The organism is Companilactobacillus nuruki, assembly GCF_002872255.1.
GTDB lineage: Bacteria > Bacillota > Bacilli > Lactobacillales > Lactobacillaceae > Companilactobacillus > Companilactobacillus nuruki.
This window is the reverse complement of the sequence record NZ_NIPR01000021.1, coordinates 1-17,994: the sequence shown is the minus strand read 5'-3', so window position 1 is coordinate 17,994 and position 17,994 is coordinate 1. Positions and strand designations below refer to the sequence as shown.

Annotated in this window: 15 protein-coding genes; 4 read left to right on the top strand and 11 right to left on the bottom strand. The window is 35.2% G+C overall.

What is annotated here, in order from left to right; translation table 11 throughout:
• Positions 1–83 precede the first annotated feature (83 nt).
• From CBP76_RS06660 to dnaE, 4 genes are all read right to left on the bottom strand, one after another.
• Positions 84–887 carry a DUF4931 domain-containing protein gene (locus CBP76_RS06660; RefSeq protein ID WP_102196156.1) on the bottom strand — a complete coding sequence of 268 codons (804 nt, stop codon included), beginning with the start codon at positions 885–887 and terminating at the stop codon, positions 84–86.
• A 118-nt stretch (positions 888–1,005) separates the two neighbouring features.
• A complete protein-coding gene (gene pyk / locus CBP76_RS06655) occupies positions 1,006–2,775 on the bottom strand; it encodes a pyruvate kinase (protein ID WP_102196155.1) in 1,770 nt (589 codons plus the stop codon).
• A 67-nt stretch (positions 2,776–2,842) separates the two neighbouring features.
• Positions 2,843–3,802, bottom strand: a complete 960-nt coding sequence (pfkA, locus tag CBP76_RS06650; protein ID WP_102196154.1) for a 6-phosphofructokinase — start codon at positions 3,800–3,802, stop codon at positions 2,843–2,845.
• 103 nt (positions 3,803–3,905) lie between these two features.
• Positions 3,906–7,232 carry a DNA polymerase III subunit alpha gene (dnaE, locus tag CBP76_RS06645; RefSeq protein ID WP_102196153.1) on the bottom strand — a complete coding sequence of 1,109 codons (3,327 nt, stop codon included), beginning with the start codon at positions 7,230–7,232 and terminating at the stop codon, positions 3,906–3,908.
• A gap of 93 nt (positions 7,233–7,325) precedes the next feature.
• Here dnaE and CBP76_RS06640 point away from each other — a divergent pair, with 93 nt between their 5' ends.
• Complete coding sequence (locus CBP76_RS06640; protein WP_102196152.1) at positions 7,326–7,532, top strand: YjzD family protein; 207 nt, start codon at positions 7,326–7,328, stop codon at positions 7,530–7,532.
• A 185-nt stretch (positions 7,533–7,717) separates the two neighbouring features.
• Here CBP76_RS06640 and CBP76_RS06635 read toward each other — a convergent pair whose 3' ends face one another.
• From CBP76_RS06635 to obgE, 7 genes are all read right to left on the bottom strand, one after another.
• Entirely contained in the window at positions 7,718–8,452 is a 735-nt protein-coding gene (locus CBP76_RS06635; protein ID WP_102196151.1) for a hypothetical protein, read from the bottom strand.
• 60 nt (positions 8,453–8,512) lie between these two features.
• Entirely contained in the window at positions 8,513–8,695 is a 183-nt protein-coding gene (gene rpmF, locus CBP76_RS06630) for a 50S ribosomal protein L32 (RefSeq protein ID WP_057881784.1), read from the bottom strand.
• Between the two features lie 89 nt (positions 8,696–8,784).
• A complete protein-coding gene (locus CBP76_RS06625; protein WP_102196150.1) occupies positions 8,785–9,099 on the bottom strand; it encodes a lipopolysaccharide assembly protein LapA domain-containing protein in 315 nt (104 codons plus the stop codon).
• An 11-nt stretch (positions 9,100–9,110) separates the two neighbouring features.
• The gene (locus CBP76_RS06620) at positions 9,111–9,908 is read right to left on the bottom strand and encodes an SDR family NAD(P)-dependent oxidoreductase (RefSeq protein WP_102196149.1); all 798 of its coding nucleotides are present in this window, start codon (positions 9,906–9,908) and stop codon (positions 9,111–9,113) included.
• A 15-nt stretch (positions 9,909–9,923) separates the two neighbouring features.
• Positions 9,924–10,850 (bottom strand): ribonuclease Z, encoded by a 927-nt coding sequence (rnz, locus tag CBP76_RS06615; RefSeq protein WP_102196148.1) that lies wholly within the window; start codon positions 10,848–10,850, stop codon positions 9,924–9,926.
• A gap of 13 nt (positions 10,851–10,863) precedes the next feature.
• Positions 10,864–12,789 (bottom strand): acyltransferase family protein, encoded by a 1,926-nt coding sequence (locus CBP76_RS06610; RefSeq protein ID WP_102196147.1) that lies wholly within the window; start codon positions 12,787–12,789, stop codon positions 10,864–10,866.
• 14 nt (positions 12,790–12,803) lie between these two features.
• The gene (gene obgE, locus CBP76_RS06605; RefSeq protein WP_102196146.1) at positions 12,804–14,084 is read right to left on the bottom strand and encodes a GTPase ObgE; all 1,281 of its coding nucleotides are present in this window, start codon (positions 14,082–14,084) and stop codon (positions 12,804–12,806) included.
• A 201-nt stretch (positions 14,085–14,285) separates the two neighbouring features.
• Between obgE and CBP76_RS06600 the strand changes: the two genes are divergently transcribed.
• Genes CBP76_RS06600 through CBP76_RS06590 form a run of 3 tightly spaced genes read left to right on the top strand, consistent with a single transcriptional unit; the run spans position 14,286 to position 17,917 of the window.
• On the top strand, positions 14,286–15,038 hold the full coding sequence (locus CBP76_RS06600) for a DeoR/GlpR family DNA-binding transcription regulator (protein ID WP_102196145.1): 753 nt from the start codon (positions 14,286–14,288) through the stop codon (positions 15,036–15,038).
• Positions 15,039–15,959, top strand: coding sequence for a 1-phosphofructokinase (gene pfkB / locus CBP76_RS06595; protein ID WP_102196144.1), 921 nt, complete (start codon positions 15,039–15,041; stop codon positions 15,957–15,959).
• A gap of 20 nt (positions 15,960–15,979) precedes the next feature.
• On the top strand, positions 15,980–17,917 hold the full coding sequence (locus CBP76_RS06590) for a PTS fructose transporter subunit IIABC (RefSeq protein ID WP_102196143.1): 1,938 nt from the start codon (positions 15,980–15,982) through the stop codon (positions 17,915–17,917).
• Positions 17,918–17,994: the final 77 nt, after the last annotated feature.

Below are 17,994 nucleotides of genomic sequence, written 5' to 3'. Positions count from 1 at the left end.
AAGGTTACATAAGATTACTACTCCGAAGTTAAAATGCTATAAAAAAATCGTTCAATTATATTACTATAACCAAACGATAATATTTATTCAGAACTAATCTCTTTAGATTGAACATTCTCTTTAAAACGCGCCAACAAAGACTCAGCTATATCTTCAACCTGTTTATCTCCATCTCGCTGAGAAAGACGATAACCAACAAAATATGGTGAAACCACATATCTAGCCGTTACCTTGCAAATAATCTTTTCATTCTCACGATAAAAAAAGATATTATACGAATCGAATTTTCCTCCGTAAAAATCATCTAAAACATACTTGACCGTCACACGAGTAAATTCAGCCAAATCATCAATATATTTAGGATTATTGATCACTACATTAAATTCAACAAAACCCATCACTGGTTTCTCAGAGACATTGACATTAATGTGCTTAGAATTAAAAACATTTAATCCTGTGAAGTTCTCTGGTTCAACATGCTTATATCCATTAACCTTATTCAATCCAATAATCTGAAAATGTGGATGCCGCAAAGATCCGCCTGATAATGGTCCAAAGTTTTTATACATTAATACACTAGTATACTTTTTCGTTTGAATCATCTTATTCCAACATTCATAAATATAGTTAAATACCTCCTGATTCTTCTTAACTGAATAATTAGAAATATCACCATTATGATCATGAGATTCTATCACGATGGTTTGATTAGTATCTTTTAAAGTTTTAAATTTATTTTCTAACCAAATCATATCACCACGTTGATCAATAATATTGGTTAAATTTTTAGTGTCACAGAATGGACAGTAATTAGCCCTTTTCTTTATATCATGTGGCTTACCTTTGGCTTGTTCAATCTCAAAAACAAGTACATCTTTATTTGACAATTATTTCACCTCTAAAATTCATTATTAAAATAATACCGCAAACACAAAAAAACTGAAAGAGACTCGTCAGTCCCTCTCAGTTTTTTATTTAAAAAATTTTATTCATATTAATTAAAAATTAAAGTGAACGTGAAGCACCTTTGTAAACAACACCACGTCTTGAGTCAACAGTAACAGTGTCACCATCATTAACAAGACTTGTAGCATTCTTAGCACCAACAACTACAGGTAGACCCATAGCAATACCAACAACAGCAGCATGTGAAGTTAGACCACCGTTTTCAACAACAACGGCACTAGCTTTTTCAAGAGCTGGTAGGTAATCTTTGTCAGTCATTTCTGTAACAAGGATGTCACCTTCGTTGATCTTTTTGTTTGCTTCTTCAGCTGAATGAGCAACTACAACGTTACCAACAACTGATTCTTCACCAACACCTTGGCCTTTAACCAAAGTTGAACCGATCAATTGAACCTTCATAACATTTGTTGTACCACTTTCACCAACGGGAACACCGGCAACAACAAGAATTAAATCGCCTTCCTTAGCAAAGCCAAGTTCTTGAGCCTTCTTAGCAGCAAGGTCGAACATTTCATCTGTGTTATCTGGTTTGTCGACAACAATAGGATCAACACCCCAGTTAACAGTCAAACCACGTTGTGTAATTTCATCAAATGTAAGGGCCAAGATATCAGCACTTGGACGATACTTAGAAATCATACGAGCTGTGTAACCTGATTTAGTAGCAGTAACAATTGTATTGATGTTTAGTTCTTCAGCAGTTCTAACAACTGATTCACCGATTGATTCTGTAACATTTGAACCCTTGTAATCTTCAAAACGTTGGATTGCAAGTGAGTTGTTCTTATCTAATTCTTGTTCTGTACGTTCGTCAATACGAGCCATAGCAGCAACAGCTTCTACAGGGTAGTCACCGTTAGCACTTTCACCTGAAAGCATTGTAGCATCTGTACCATCAAGAACAGAGTTAGCAACATCAGTAACTTCGGCACGTGTAGGACGTGGGTTTTCTTGCATTGAGTCAAGCATTTGTGTAGCTGTGATAACTGGTTTGCCAAGGGCATTACACTTCTTGATCAAACTCTTTTGTACAAATGGTACGTTTTCAAATGGAATTTCAACACCCATGTCACCACGAGCAACCATTAAACCATCTGATACTTGAAGGATTGAATCGATATTATCGATACCTTCTTGTGATTCAATCTTAGGGAAGATTTGTACGTATTCACAGTGTTTTTCTTCAAGGATTGCACGAATATCAAGAACATCTTGAGCTTTACGAACGAATGAAGCTGAGATAAAGTTGATTCCTTCTTCAAGACCAAAACGAATATCATCAGAATCTTTTTCTGTGATACCTGGTAGACGAACTTCAACACCAGGAGCATTGATACTCTTTCTTGAACCGATCATACCATCATTTTGAACAACAGTAACCAATTCACGGTTCTTGTCATCTTTTTCTGTGATCTTCAAGTCAACAAGACCATCATCGATCAATACGTGACCACCAACATGTGTATCATCATATAGACCAGGATATGTAGAAGCAATCTTTTCTGGTGTACCTGTTAAAGTATCATCCATTGAGATACGGATTGTTTGACCAATCTTAGCTTCAAACTTGTTGCCTTCTTGAACAGTAGTACGAATTTCAGCACCCTTAGTATCAAGAACGATACCAACAGTCTTACCAGTAATCTTTTCAGCTTCATGAACCATTTCCATACGAGATTTATGTTCTGCATGGTCACCATGTGAGAAGTTGAAACGGAAGATGTTAGCTCCGGATTCAATTAATTTAACGATTGTATCGATATCGTTACTGGCAGGTCCAAGTGTACTTACAATTTTAGTTCTTTTCATCGAGAAATCCCCTTTTCTTGTTTTATACATTGTATATTGTAACAAATTAAAACTTTGTATGTTTAAATTATCTGCTTAAAGATTCATTTAAATCATACAATGATAAATCAGGTTTGTGCTTGCTATCGAATAGATCAAGAATATCATGCGATGTAATCTTGTTATCTTCGATACCTACAGCCAATCCACCTTTACCATCAAGAAGCAAATCAACAGCATAGGCACCCATCTTACTTGCTAAGACACGGTCTCTAGCAGTTGGTGAACCACCACGTTGTACATGTCCTAAAACAGTTGCACGTGTTTGGAAGTCGCCATACTTATTCAATTCATCTACGAATTCTTGAGCATGCATAACACCTTCAGCCAAGACAATAATCATTTCCTTATTGCCCTTTTCACGGCCTTCTTTAACTTCTTCTGCAATTTCTTTAATATCGAAATTACGTTCTGGAACGATGATCTTTTGAGCACCACCGGCAACACCAGCCCAAAGAGCCACGTCCCCAGCGCCTCTACCCATTACTTCAACAACGAAAGTTCTTTCATGGGATGTAGCAGTATCTCTTAACTTATCAATGGCGTCAACAGCAGTAGAAACAGCCGTATCAAAACCGATTGTAAAGTCAGTAAATGGAATATCATTATCGATTGTTCCTGGTAATCCGATTGTGTTATAACCATGTTCAGTCAAACGCAATGCGCCATGGTAAGAACCATCGCCACCAATAACTACCAATGCATCAATTCCAAATTTCTTTAATTGCTCAATACCCTTAAGTTGTCCTTCTACGTTAGCAAATTCAGGATATCTTGCAGAATACAAGAATGTACCACCACGTTGAATACGATCAGATACTACTTCGCTTGTTAATGGGAAAATATCCCCAGCAACTAGACCAGCATATCCATAATTGATACCAAACACTTCAAGCCCTTTGTCAATAGCTCTACGTGTGACTGCTCTAATAGCAGCGTTCATACCAGGGGCGTCGCCACCACTGGTTAAAATACCAATACGCTTCATTTGTTCACACTCCAAAATTATTTGTTTCTAAAACAAAACCTAATCAAATATAACATTTTTATCGATTAGTTTGTAGAGCTGAAAACGTTTTAAGATAAATTAATCATTCTTTTTTTACGAAAACACTTTTTTTACCTAAAAACTCTTCCAATTTGCCCTTTACATCCCCGTTAAAATCAATCCATCGATTAGATTTTAAGAGAATAGCTTGTTTCTTTTTTTCACGATAAATTATTACCGGCATTGTACCACGTGAGTTTTCGATGATCTGATAAAGTCTCTTTAAATTATCTGGGGTATCCATCTTATTAAGAACACGCAAATATAACTTTTCATCTGGAAGTTGAACTGTATATTGTTTAGGATCATTTAATTTATCAGCAATTAGTTCCAAATCACCACGTTGTCCAACACTGCAGCGACCTACAAAAAGAAATATTTTTCCATCTAAATCCATTTCTTCAATCTTTTGAAACAACTTCGGGAAAATAGTTACGGAAATATTTCCTGACTCATCTTCAATTGTCATGAAGCACATTCTTTGACCTTTTTTAGTTCGAATCACACGTAAGTTTTTAACCAATCCTAAAACATTAACAATTTCATTCTTATTATCAGTCAAATCAGCTATTTTAACTGTTTTAGTATCTAAGATTTTATTACGATACCGCTCCACCGGATGTCCCGATACATAAACTCCTAAATACATTTTTTCCTGATTCAATCGTTCAGTTAGTGTATAATCATCCACTTGATGTTTTTTGGGATCTAATACATCAAACAATGATAAATTACTACCAGCCAGTTGTATGCTCTCAATCAGATCTCTAAAATCATACAATAACTCTTTTCGATTTCGATTAAACGAATCAAATGTCCCTGATAGAATCATTGGTTCCAAATAATCCGTTTTAACAAAACGCTTATCAATTCGTTGCAAAAAGTTTAAAGCACTCGTATATGGACCATTTTTTTCCCGCTGTTCAATAATTTCCTTAGCCAAATCGCGGCGCATTCCTTTAATACTTAAAAATCCAAATCGAATTGACTGATCCGAATCGATAAACTCATACATACTTTGATTAATATCGACATTTAAGATTTTAACCTTAGAATCCTTAGCATCTTGAATATAAGTCATAACCTTAGTTTCATTATTAAGATTAGAATTTAGTAAACAAGCATAAAATATATCCGGAAAATGAACCTTAATATAAGCCAACCAAAAAGCTATCATTGAGTAAGCAACCGAATGTGATTTGTTAAATCCATAGTTACCAAATTTTTCTATATATTGATAGACCTTCTGAGCCGATTCCTTATTATGTCCCTGTGAAATAGCCCCAGCAATAAATTTTTGGCAATTTTCTTCAATTAATTGCTCATTTTTCTTACTGATTGCTCTACGCAAGATATCGGCATCTGCTAATGAAAAATTGGCCATTTCTGAAGAAGCCTGCATAACCTGTTCTTGATAAACAATTATTCCATAAGTTGGTTGAAGAATTTTTTCCAATGATTTATCAGGATAAGTGACTGGTTCTTCACCATGTTTACGAGCAATAAAGGTTGAAATATTTTGCATTGGTCCCGGACGATATAAAGCATTAGTCGCTACTATATCGTCAAAACTAGTTGGCTTAAGCTGCCTTAATACACTTCTAATACCATCAGATTCAAATTGGAAAACCCCATCCGTGGCCCCTTTTTGGAACAAATTCAAAGTTTGGACATCATCCAAAGGAATCTTCTCAGGTATAAATTGACGTTTACATCTTTGGGAAATTGCTTGAATAGACTTATCCAATATGGTCAAATTCTTCAAACCAAGAAAATCCATTTTTAGCAAACCAACACTCTCAACATTAGTTTTGGTCTGCTGAGTCAAATTAATTCCATCAGCCTCCAACTGCACAGCTACAATATCGGTCATTGCCTTTTTACTTAAAACAATTCCGGCAGCGTGAGTGGAATAATGTCTTGGAATACCCTCAATCCGACGAGCAACCTTAAAAATCAATTGATTTTCACGAGAATTGTCAACTAAATTTCGTAAATTAGCAGACTCATCAAACGATTCTTGTAAACTGATATTAAGCTTTCTAGGAATCGCATTAGACCACTGGGACATTTGGAATTGTGTTTGACTAAAAGTTCTAGAAATATCACGCAAAGCCATCTTTGCGGCTAGAGTACCAAAAGTAATGATTTGAGCCATATGATCAGAACCATATTTATCATGCATATACATAACCATTTCATCACGTCGATCATCTGGTAAATCCAAATCAATATCCGGCATATTAACTCTTTGAGGATTCAAGAAACGTTCAAATAACAGATCATATTTGATTGGGTCAACTTGAGTAATACCTAAACAATACGAAACTAATGATCCTGCTGCTGAGCCACGACCCGGTCCAGTTTTGATACCTACTTCATGCGCATGTTTAATAACATCCCAGACAATCAAAAAGTAATCTGAAAAGCCCATCCTATCGATTACACCTAACTCATAGTTCAAACGCTGGATATAATTAGATGCAACATTACCGTCAAAACGTTTTGCTAAACCTTTACGCGTCAAGTCAGTTAAAAAATCAATCGATGAAATATTCTTTGGAGTTTCAAACTTAGGTAATTCAGTTTCTTTGAATTCAATTTCAACGTTGCATTCATCAGCCAGTTGATAAGAATTTTTGACTGCATCACCCATATCAAATGATTCAAAGTCAGTTTCAAAATCAGTTGCTTTTCTTAAGAAATGACTCCCATTCTCAACAACCTGATCTAAATTTTCAAACTTTTGACCTGTCCGTAAATTGTTTACTACCTGATATGCCAAATGATCGTCCTCATTAACATATCGAACATCCCCAAGAGCCACTGTTTTTAGACTTTGTGAGGACGCCACTTGTCTAATATTTTTAACATTATCAATTTGTTTGCCATAAATATTTACGCCTAAGAAAATATTTTGAGACTCAATAATACTTGTTAAAATTTTAAAATATTCAGATACATCTACTTTTACTTTCAATATCTCTGCTTTACTAGCAGGAGTGATAATAAAGAGATCATTCAAATACTTTTTTAAATCAGTAATTTGAACTGCATCTTTAGTTGACATAATTATTGAAGAAATTTTTATAAGATTGCGATAGCCTGAATTATTTTTAGCCAATAATATCAATGAGTAAATATTTTCCGTGTCAATGAGACCAGATATTTCAATAGTTACACCTATAATCGGCTTGATACCAATTTTTTTAGCATATTTATAAAAATCAATTGAACCATACAGATTATTAATATCTGTTAATGCCATTGCAGAATAGCCTAAAGCCTTGCTCTGATCAATTAATTCGGTCAGTTTTGCGGGACTATGCAATAGACTATAACTACTCATAACTTGTAGTTGTGCTTGCAATTTGTCGCCCCCTTTATATAAAATTATATCAAAATCAAGTGAAATCTTATTGGGTAAAATTCCCTTTTGTGCTAAACTACTTGAGAAAGTGAGATGGAAGAAATGAGATATATTGCTGTTATTTTCTGGTCTATCATGTTAGGTCAAGTTGCCGGCTTTATCGGTGGTGCTTTGAACCAACAAAAATTTAATTCAACTTACTCAATTATTGTAAGTATAGTATTTGCTATCATTTTCAGTGTAATTCCATTGATTCTTGATAGTTCCGTTAAAGATACAAAGAATGAAAAGAACGCTTAATTAATTTTAAGCGTTTTTTTTATAGAAGTGTTGCAATTTGCAAAAGAAATTCAATACCATCTAATTTTAACTTTAACAAATATTTAAACAGCTTGTAAATTTTACAATACCATACCTAGAATATAAATTATTAACTTCTATTTACAAATAAAGAGCTTCAGCAAATTTGCTGAAGCTCTTTTTACTTAATATTTAGTAATATAAAGATAAAACTCTTTTGTACTCAAATTGATATTAAAGTTTACCCCATTTGATGTGATTTGATTCATAGATGTCTTAGTTGAATTTTTGCTAGCATTCTTCGTTTGCTTACCAAATTCTTTTAGAACTTTTTTACCATCAGCTCCAAGCAATTTTGAAACAATCATTAAATCAGTTGCAAAATTCTTTTGACCAGTTTTAGATTTCAAATCTTTATAAGAAAACTTTGTTGCAATTCCCATTAATTGATTATTTTGGACATTGTAATACCATTTGGTTCCATCATTCTTTGTATGCGTAGAAATACCATCTTTTTGGATCAATTGCAATTGATCAGTTGGTTGACCTAATGACAATAACGTATAATTATATGTCTGCGCAAAAGTTAGATAATCCTGAAGAGCCTTGGCTTTTTTTACTTTCACCAATTTAGTTTCAGTTTTATCACCATTGGTTGCCTTAATCCTTACATTTTGATCATCTGTTGAAACTGGAACAGAGATCGCAAAATGTCCACCGTTTACAGCTACCTTTTTTGTCTTACTATTAACTGTATATGTTAATTTTTTATAGTTTGTGGATTTACCTTTAATAACAGCAACTAATCCATCAGCGCTATATTCTTTTTTGGTAGTTGTCAAGCTTAATTTTGAACAGCCAGTTAGTAATAGAAAGAATAGTGGAATAACCATCAACAACATGTATTTTAGTTTTTTCATAGTTGTTTCCCCATCTATTTAAAATATTAAAAAAAAGCCAAGTTCAACTTGACTTTTTCTTTAAGCTTCTTTGCTATCGTCGATAACTTTTTCACCTTTGTACATACCTGATGGTGATACATGATGACTTAAACGATATTCACCAGTAGCAACGTCGAATTGCATGTTTGGTGTAGCTAATTTAATATGTGCACGTCTTTGACGTTTTCTTTGTTTTGATGTTTTTCTCTTTGGAACAGCCATATTTAAAAACTCCTTTATTTATAATTAACCTAATCAAATCTAACGTTTAATATGATACTATCATAAAATCGTTTGAGCAAGCAAAATTACTATTTTGTTTGCTTTTTTGTATTATTTTCCTTTAAAGCATCCGCAATTTGTTTATCATTTGAAACTTTAACTTTAGAAATTTGTTTTTGAGCATGACGACTCAAGCCGTTATCATCCTTCTTACCAGTGTTAGCCAAAAGCATTGTAATAACTGCCCCTAATAACAAAGTAACAATGATCAAAATGATTAATGGCAACTTAACTCTTGTAAATCCAAAACTAACGGTGACCGGATTTACATTCAAGACGGCAAATATCACCACTATTAGAGCAATTATTAGACCAATAACAAATCTTGATTGTTTTCCGTTCATATTAATTCCCCCTATTTACGGTTACCAAGTGTAGCAGCAAAATAATCGCCTAAACTTGGAGCCAATTTATATAATACCGCAGCCAATTCCATATAGCGAGGACGATTGATCTCACGTTTATTTTTATTAAACGTATTGACGATCTCCCATGCCAATTTATCTGGATCTAAGACAAAATACTTCACTGAATCAAGATAATTACCATCATGATCAGCTACATTAAAGAAATTAGTATTCACTGGACCAGGATTAATGGTTGTTACATAAACTCCAAATGGCTTCAATTCCAGTCTCAAGCCATCTGAGAAAGCAATTACAGCTGCTTTAGTGGCAGCATACGCTGCTGACTTAGGCGTCGTAATTTTTCCTGCCATAGAACCAACATTAAAAATATGTCCCCGGCCATTTTCAATCATCTTAGATGCTACCAAACGTGTCATTAACATCAATCCTAGTACATTAACACGAAACATCTTCTCAATTTTGCCAAAATCTGTCTCGAGATAATTAGAGAAATCGCCAAATCCAGCAGCATTAACTAAAACGTCAATGTCTTCGTTAATTTCATAGGCCTTCTCGACCCCCACTGCTATTTGCTCTGGATCACTCATATCAACGCTTAAATACTCATGGTGAGCATTCTCGGCCCCAACACGGATGCATTCATTCTTAACTTGTAATAAATTATCCTCATTACGAGCAATTAAAATCAAATTGGCACCACATTTAGCTGCGTTGATAGCAACATCTTTACCAATACCTGAAGATGCACCAGTTACAATAACCGTTTGATTCAATAAATTAGCCATCTTTATCCTCTTTTCCTACTTAAAGGGTATTTCATATAAGTCGAAATCACTAGCCACTTTAGTATTCTTAAAAATCTTCTGAGCCTCTTTTTTCAAAATCAAGGCCCCTCTACCTGTATATCTAGCTGATATATGGGTCAAAATCAACCCTTTGGCATGGCAACGTTTAGCTACCTCAGCCGCTTGAGTGGCAGTTGAATGGAAGTAATTATATGCCAACTTTTTTTCATCATTGGAAAAAGTCGATTCGTGAACAATCACATCAGCATCCTGAGAAAGTTTATCAATCTCTGGAGTATAACGTGTATCCGAAATAATTGTTACAATTTCACTCGGTTTATCTGGTCCAATAAAGTCCTTACCATCAAGTTTTGTGCCATCGGCTAGAGTCACCAACTGACCTGCTTTCAATTGACCAAAAATCGGTCCATTTGGGATATGGTAGTCAGCCAACTTATCAACTAACAATTCTCCGGGACGAGGTTTCTCAACAATTCGGTATCCAAAACAAGTTACACGATGCTTCAATTTTCCAGCATATACACTATAAGTTTTATCATTAAACACTTCGCCATCATTTTTTAACTCAATATATTTAATCTGATAACTCAGTTTACTTCCTGTAACCTTCAACGATGTTTCCACGTACTCTTTTATACCAACCGGACCATAAATCTCTAGAGGTGAGTTTCCACCTTGATTAGAGCGACTAGACAATAACCCAGGTAAACCAAAAATATGGTCACCATGTAAATGAGTAATAAAAATCTTAGCGATCTTTCGTGGTTTGATCGTTGTTCTTAAAATTTGATGTTGTGTAGCCTCGCCAACGTCAAAGAGCCATACTTCATTACGCTCATCTAACATCTTTAAAGCAGTGCTAGAAACATTGCGACTCTTTGATGGAACTCCGGCACCAGTTCCTAAAAATTCTAATTCCATAAAAAAATCCTATCTATTTTTTATCTAATGACTTCAAAATCTCTTTAGCAACAAATGATGTATAGTACATCGAACCATCTGGATTTGGATGAACGTTATCATCATAGAACCAGTCTGTGTGACCGGCTGAATATGTATTCCAGTCTATCACTGTTAGATTCTTATACTTCTTTGTAGCTTGAGATAAGACACCATTGACTGTCTTCTCCCATGGTCTTGTTGGTACATGAACATTGATCCAATAAACATGACGCTGAGGTCCAACCAAATTCATAATTTGTCCAACTTGTTGTAAATTGAATGGTCCATTAGTTCCTAAACCAACCATAACATTAGGAGCCAAAACTCCTTGATCCTTATAATTCTGTAACAAATCAACACTGGCATCCATCTGACGACTGACAGCAGCATCAATAATGACTTTCTTATCATCAAATAATTTCATAAAATTATCAGACCCGTCAGCCATAACGGAATCACCGACTGCAGTTAAAGGAACATCCTTCAAACGTTGTAAGTCAATCTGTGACAAACCATACTTTTCAAATTCAGTATTGATTGGATGTGCTTTGGCAGCTTTCTTATAACGAGCATAATCAGCTGCTGACATCTTACCAGTCGCATTCTTTTGTGATTTGGACTTCTTTAAATTCTCAATTGCCTTTTGTTTCTTTAATTTATTAGTTTTCTCATTCTTAGTAATTTTATCAGCCAATTGACTATGGTTAACATTTGGCTTAGGAGCACTCACTGCTTTAACGACCCCATACGAGCCAGTCAAACAAATAATTGCAATAACTAATGCCAAAATACGTTGAACACCACTTGATCTGTGGAAGAAGTTCTTAACATCACTCCATTTTGCATGGGCTAGTGGTTGTTCTACAAATCTAAATGAGAATTCAGTGATCAAAACAATCAAAACAACTTCAATTACTGGATAAAGTATTGGATGATCAGCAACATTTTTGAATTTTGATTCAAAGAAAATCATTACTGGAAATTGATATAAGTACAATCCGTAACTTCTAGTCCCTATATAATGAAAGACTTTATTAGACAAAATCCCATTCCAGAAAGAATCAGGATGTGCCACAACAGCAATAAAGATACATGTTGTCACTGAAAAAATAAACATTCCACCACGATACAAGAATGGATCTGAATCTTTAATGGTAAAAATCATCAATAACATTAAAGCAAATGACAATAAACCAACTAGATTTAACTTGAGCTTATCATTTCTTCTTAAACCAGCTTTTAGTTTTTCGGCTGGCCAAATCAAAGCCAATCCGCATCCCAAAAGAATTGAAAATAATCTTGTATCAGTACCGTAATAAATTCTACTTGGATCAACGCCTGGCTTATATAAAATTGCCATCCAAATAGCCGAAGCAATTGAAACAATCATAGCGAAGCCAAAAATACGGCTCTTTTTAATGCCATACTTAGCAAACAAGATAAGTAGAATTGGCCAAACAATATAAAATTGACCTTCAATAGACAAAGTCCATAAATGTGTAAATGGTGATTCATTATTAGCAAATCTTTCAAAATAAGATTGACCATTAAAAATTTGCCACCAATTATAAACATTTAAAACATTTGTCACAAAGATTTGATCCAAATGATACAACAAACCCTTTAAAAACATGACAATATATGCCCCAGATGCTAACAGTACAAATAACATTCCAGGATATAATCTCTTAACTCTCTTCACATAAAAATTACTTAATGAGAATGAACCACCATAATCAACAGTATTAAAGAAATGATCTGTGATTAAGTAACCTGATATAAGGAAAAATATTGGTACTCCCAAATATCCGCCAGAAAAAACATTAGGATTTAAGTGATACATAATAACACCTATAACCCCTAAAGTACGTAGTCCATCAAATCCAGTAATAAATCTTCTTTTCGGTGATTTACCCATTATTCTTATTGCCCCTAAATAAATTCAAAAGTGAAATCAAGGATTGTTACTGAATCTCCAGACTCAGCTCCAGCCTCAATCAATGCATCTTCAATACCCATAGACTTAAGTTGTCTAGCAAAACGCATAATTCCATCTTGATGATCCAAATTAGTTCTTTGAAGAAGTAGTTCTACCTTAGCACCATGAACAATAAAACTATGTTCATACTCAGGATCCTTTTCAATAGTAAAATCATTGGCCTCTGGTTCATAATTATATTCTTTTGTTTCATCTGTTTGAACATCAAAATGAATTGGTTCAGCCTTCGATAGAACTTCACTGGTATGATTCAATAACGCCTTCACACCAGTATGTTGAATACTAGAAATTGGGAATATATCAGCATCTTCTGGTAATTTAGATTTAAACTCTGCTAATCGTTCTTCAGAACCTTCGACATCCAATTTAGTAGGTACAATTACCTCTGGACGGCTTAAGACATTCTCATCATAGTTACCCAATTCTTTTCTGATTGCCAAATAATCTTCATAAGGATCACGACCATTATTTGGGTCCATGTCAACCAAATGCAAGATTACCCGCGTACGTTCGACATGGCGTAAGAATTGAATTCCTAATCCAACACCATTAGATGCACCTTCAATTAATCCAGGCAAATCAGCAATAACAAAATCACGACCATCATCTAATCTAACCATACCAAGATTTGGTGACAAAGTTGTAAAATGATAAGCCGCAATTTTAGGCTTAGCTGAGGTTGCAACTGATAATAATGTGGATTTACCAACTGATGGAAAACCTACTAAACCAACATCAGCAATCAATTTTAATTCAAGTTTAATATGCTTCTCTTGGCCAGGTTCACCATTTTCGGCAACCTCTGGTGCTTGATTCTTAGAATTAGCAAAGTGAATATTTCCACGACCACCGTCGCCACCTTTTGCTACTACTAATTCTTGATTGTTTTCAACTAAGTCTCCAATCAATCGGCCAGTTTCCTCATCATAAACTGAGGTACCAGTTGGAACTTTGATGTATACGGGATCAGCCTTATGACCATACATCCCCTTAATCTGACCATTTTGACCAGGTTCAGCCTTAAAAATTCTCTTATATCTAAAGTCCATTAAAGTATTCATACCTTCATTAGCCTTTAAGATGATATCGCCACCGCGACCACCATCACCGCCGGAAGGTCCACCAAGTGGAACATATTTTTCGTGACGAAAGGCTACTGCACCATCGCCACCCTTTCCGGATCTAACGGTGATTTTAACGTTATCTACAAACATTAAAATCCCCCTTTCTAAACTATAATTATCATTCCTAAATTTTAGCACAAAAACAGTCTTCATAATACTTTGAACTAGTATAGATTGTCCAGTTTTTTATTAAAGTCGAATTAATCTTTGAATGTTTTTGACAGATTTTGATATTTTATGATTGATTTTGAATGAATATGGTTGTATTATATTTCTTGCGAGGTGATGTAAGTGCTTACTGAAGAAAGACAACAAATTATCCTGGAGCAATTAAAAATACACAATATTGTTAAACTTCATGATTTGATTCCATTAACTGGGGCATCCGAGTCAACCTTGCGTCGAGATTTGCAAGACCTGGAAAATTGTCATAAGTTATTAAGAATCCATGGCGGTGCTCAAAACGTTATTTCTTTGCATGAAGAACCAGCACTTTCTCAAAAGGCTGCCGTTCATATTAATGAAAAGAAAATGATCGGTCAGCTAGCAGCTAATCTAGTTAGAAATCACGAAGTAATTTTTCTTGATTCTGGAACTACTATTCAATTCATGATTCCATATCTTATTGAACATACAGATCTACTAGTCATTACCAACAGTGTCGATAATGCTTCAATGTTGGCTGACTATAATGTCAATACTTTCCTGCCTGGTGGTAAGTTAAAATCTTCCACTAAGGCTTTAGTTGGTGCAAACATCATTCAAACCTTAGAGAACTATCATTTTGACCGTGCTTTTATTGGTACTAATGGATTCTCCGTCGATGCTGGATATACAACTCCAGATCCAGAGGAAGCTGCTATTAAAAGTTTAGCCATTGCACAATCAAATCAATCGTACATTCTTTCTGATAATTCTAAGTTTTCTCAAGTTAGCTTTAGTCGTTTTGCTACTTTGGATGAGGTTCCATTGATAACAAACAAATTATCTGAGAAAGAAACAAGTGTTTTAAGCAAACATACTAAAATAATGGAGGCAATTTAATTGATCTATACAATTACAGTTAACCCTTCAATTGATTATGTTTTACAATTGAAGAATTTGAATACTGGAGAAGTCAATCGTACATCTAGTGATGTCAAATTACCCGGTGGTAAAGGAATCAACGTTTCTAGAATCATGAAGGAATTGGATATTGATTCAACTGCCTTGGGATTCGTTGGTGGTGCCACTGGTTCTATGTTTGAAGAATTACTTTCCCAACATAATCTAAAAACATCATTTACTAAAGTTAAAGAAGACACACGTATTAATGTCAAAATTAACGCTGTTGATCAAAATGAAGAAACTGAAATAAATGGTGTTGGTCCTGCTATCACAAATGATGAAAAACAATCATTTATGGATAATCTAAAGAACATTGGCAAAGGCGATATTGTTATTATGGCTGGAAGCCTTTGTAAAAACTTAGACCAAAAATTTTATTTAGATATTGCTGAGGCTATTCAAAAACAAGGTGCTGAATTTGTTATTGATACGACTGGTCAAGCTTTACTTGACACATTGCCATTGCATCCATTAGTTGTTAAACCTAACCACCATGAATTGGCCGATCTCTTCAATGTTACTTTCAAAAATGAACAAGAGATCATTGACTACGCTAGAAAGTTATTGGACAAAGGTGCTAAGCATGTATTAGTTTCTATGGCTGGAGACGGAGCTTTACTTGTTACTAAAGACAAAGCCTATAAGGCAAATGCTCCTAAAGGAACAGTCATCAACTCAGTTGGTGCTGGAGATTCAATGATTGCTGGTTTTGCTGGAACATTCATGGAAACAAAGGATCCAATTGAAAGTTTCCATATGGGTGCTGCTTGTGGATCAGCTACTGCATTTAGCCAAGATATTGCGGTTAAAGAAAAGATCGACGAAGTTTACAAAAATATTAATATCACTGAACTTTAATTAAGGGGGGACTTTTAAAAATGGATTTGAAACAACTACTACTAAAAGACGCCATGATTATGGACTTGAAAGCCACTACTAAAGAGGATGCCATTGAAGAAATGGTTGATAAGTACTATCAAGTCGGTGTCATTGACGACAAGGAACTATACAAGGCCGATATTCTAAAACGTGAAGCCCAAACAAGTACTGGTATTGGTGATGGTATCGCTATGCCTCATGCTCGTGACAAGGCCGTTAAACGTGCTACCGTACTTTTTGCTAAGAGTGCCAAAGGTATTGATTATCAATCACTTGACGGACAACCTGCTTACCTATTCTTTATGATTGCTGCTCCAGATGGTGCTGACAATCTTCATTTGCAGGCCTTAGCCGCTTTATCATCATTATTAATTAACCCTGAACTAGTTAAGAATTTAAAGGCTGCCAAAACAGCAGACGAGGTTCAAGAATTATTTGATAAGGCTATGCAAGAAAAAGAAGCTAAAGACAAAGCTGATGAAGAAAAGCAAAAAGCTAAAGAGGCAGCAGCTGCCTCAGCTTCCGACGATGAAAAGAAACCTTACGTTGTTGCTGTTACAGCTTGTCCAACTGGTATTGCACATACCTATATGGCTGAAGCCGCTTTAAAAGAACAAGCCGAAAAAATGGGCGTCGACATCAAAGTCGAGACTAACGGTTCCGAAGGCGTTAAGCACAAATTAACTGCTAGTGAAATTAGTCGTGCTGATGGTGTTATCATCGCTGCTGACAAAAAAGTTGACATGCCTAGATTTGATGGCAAACACCTCGTAAATCGTCCCGTTAGTGACGGTATCAACAAGGCCGAGGAATTGATCAACTTGGCTGTTGAACAAAAAGCCCCTGTCTTCCATTCTGAGGGTGGTGCTGTTGAAGAAAGTGCTGATTCAGGCGAAAAGAAATCACTTTGGTCAAAAATCTATGCTGATTTAATGAATGGTATTTCTAATATGCTTCCATTCGTTGTCGGTGGTGGTATTCTAATGGCCATTTCATTCCTATTAGAAAATTCCGTTGGTGCACATTCACAATGGTTCCTATTCTTCAATAATGTTGGTAATTATGCTTTTAGTTTCTTAATTCCTGTTCTAGCTGCTTATATCGCTGTTTCAATTGGTGATCGTCCTGCCCTACTACCTGGTTTTGTTGGTGGTTATATGGCTTCACAAGCTACGGCTTCTGTAGTCAGTTCTAAGAGTCCTGCTGGTTTCATCGGTGGACTTCTTGCTGGTTTCATTGCTGGATGGGTCATCGTCTTCTTAAAGAGATGGCTTAAAAAATTACCACATACTCTTGATGGTCTAAAAACCATTTTGATCTACCCTGTTCTTGGTTTACTATTAACCGGAGCAATCATGTACTTTATCGTTGATCCTGTTTTCGCTGTTGTTAATGCCGCTATTACTCATTTCCTAGAATCAATGGGTACTGGTAATGCCGTCATCTTAGGTACATTACTTGGTGGTATGATGTCCATCGATATGGGTGGTCCTTTCAACAAAGCCGCTTATACATTTGCTATTGGTACATTTACAGCAACTCATGATGGTGCCTTGATGGCCGCTGTTATGGTTGGTGGTATGATTCCACCTCTAGCAATTGCTATTGCAACAACATTCTGGAAAAACAAGTTTACTGATCAAGAAAGACAAGCTGGTCTTTCAAACTACATCTTAGGTTTATCATTTATTACAGAAGGTGCCATTCCATTTGCTGCCGGAGATCCGTTGCATGTTATCGTATCAAGTGTTATCGGTTCTGCCATCGGTGGTGGCTTGACACAACTATGGGGCGTTAATGTTCCTGCTCCTCACGGTGGTATCTTCGTTACACCACTTGCTAATAAACCTTTACTTTACCTATTGGCTGTTTTAATCGGTGCTGTAATTTCAGGTGTTATCTATGGTGTTTGGAAACCTGCTAAGAAAAACAATTAATTAAAAGACATTTAATTTATGAACAATAAAAAATACCGATTTAATAACTACCATAATAGTTATTAAATCGGTATTTT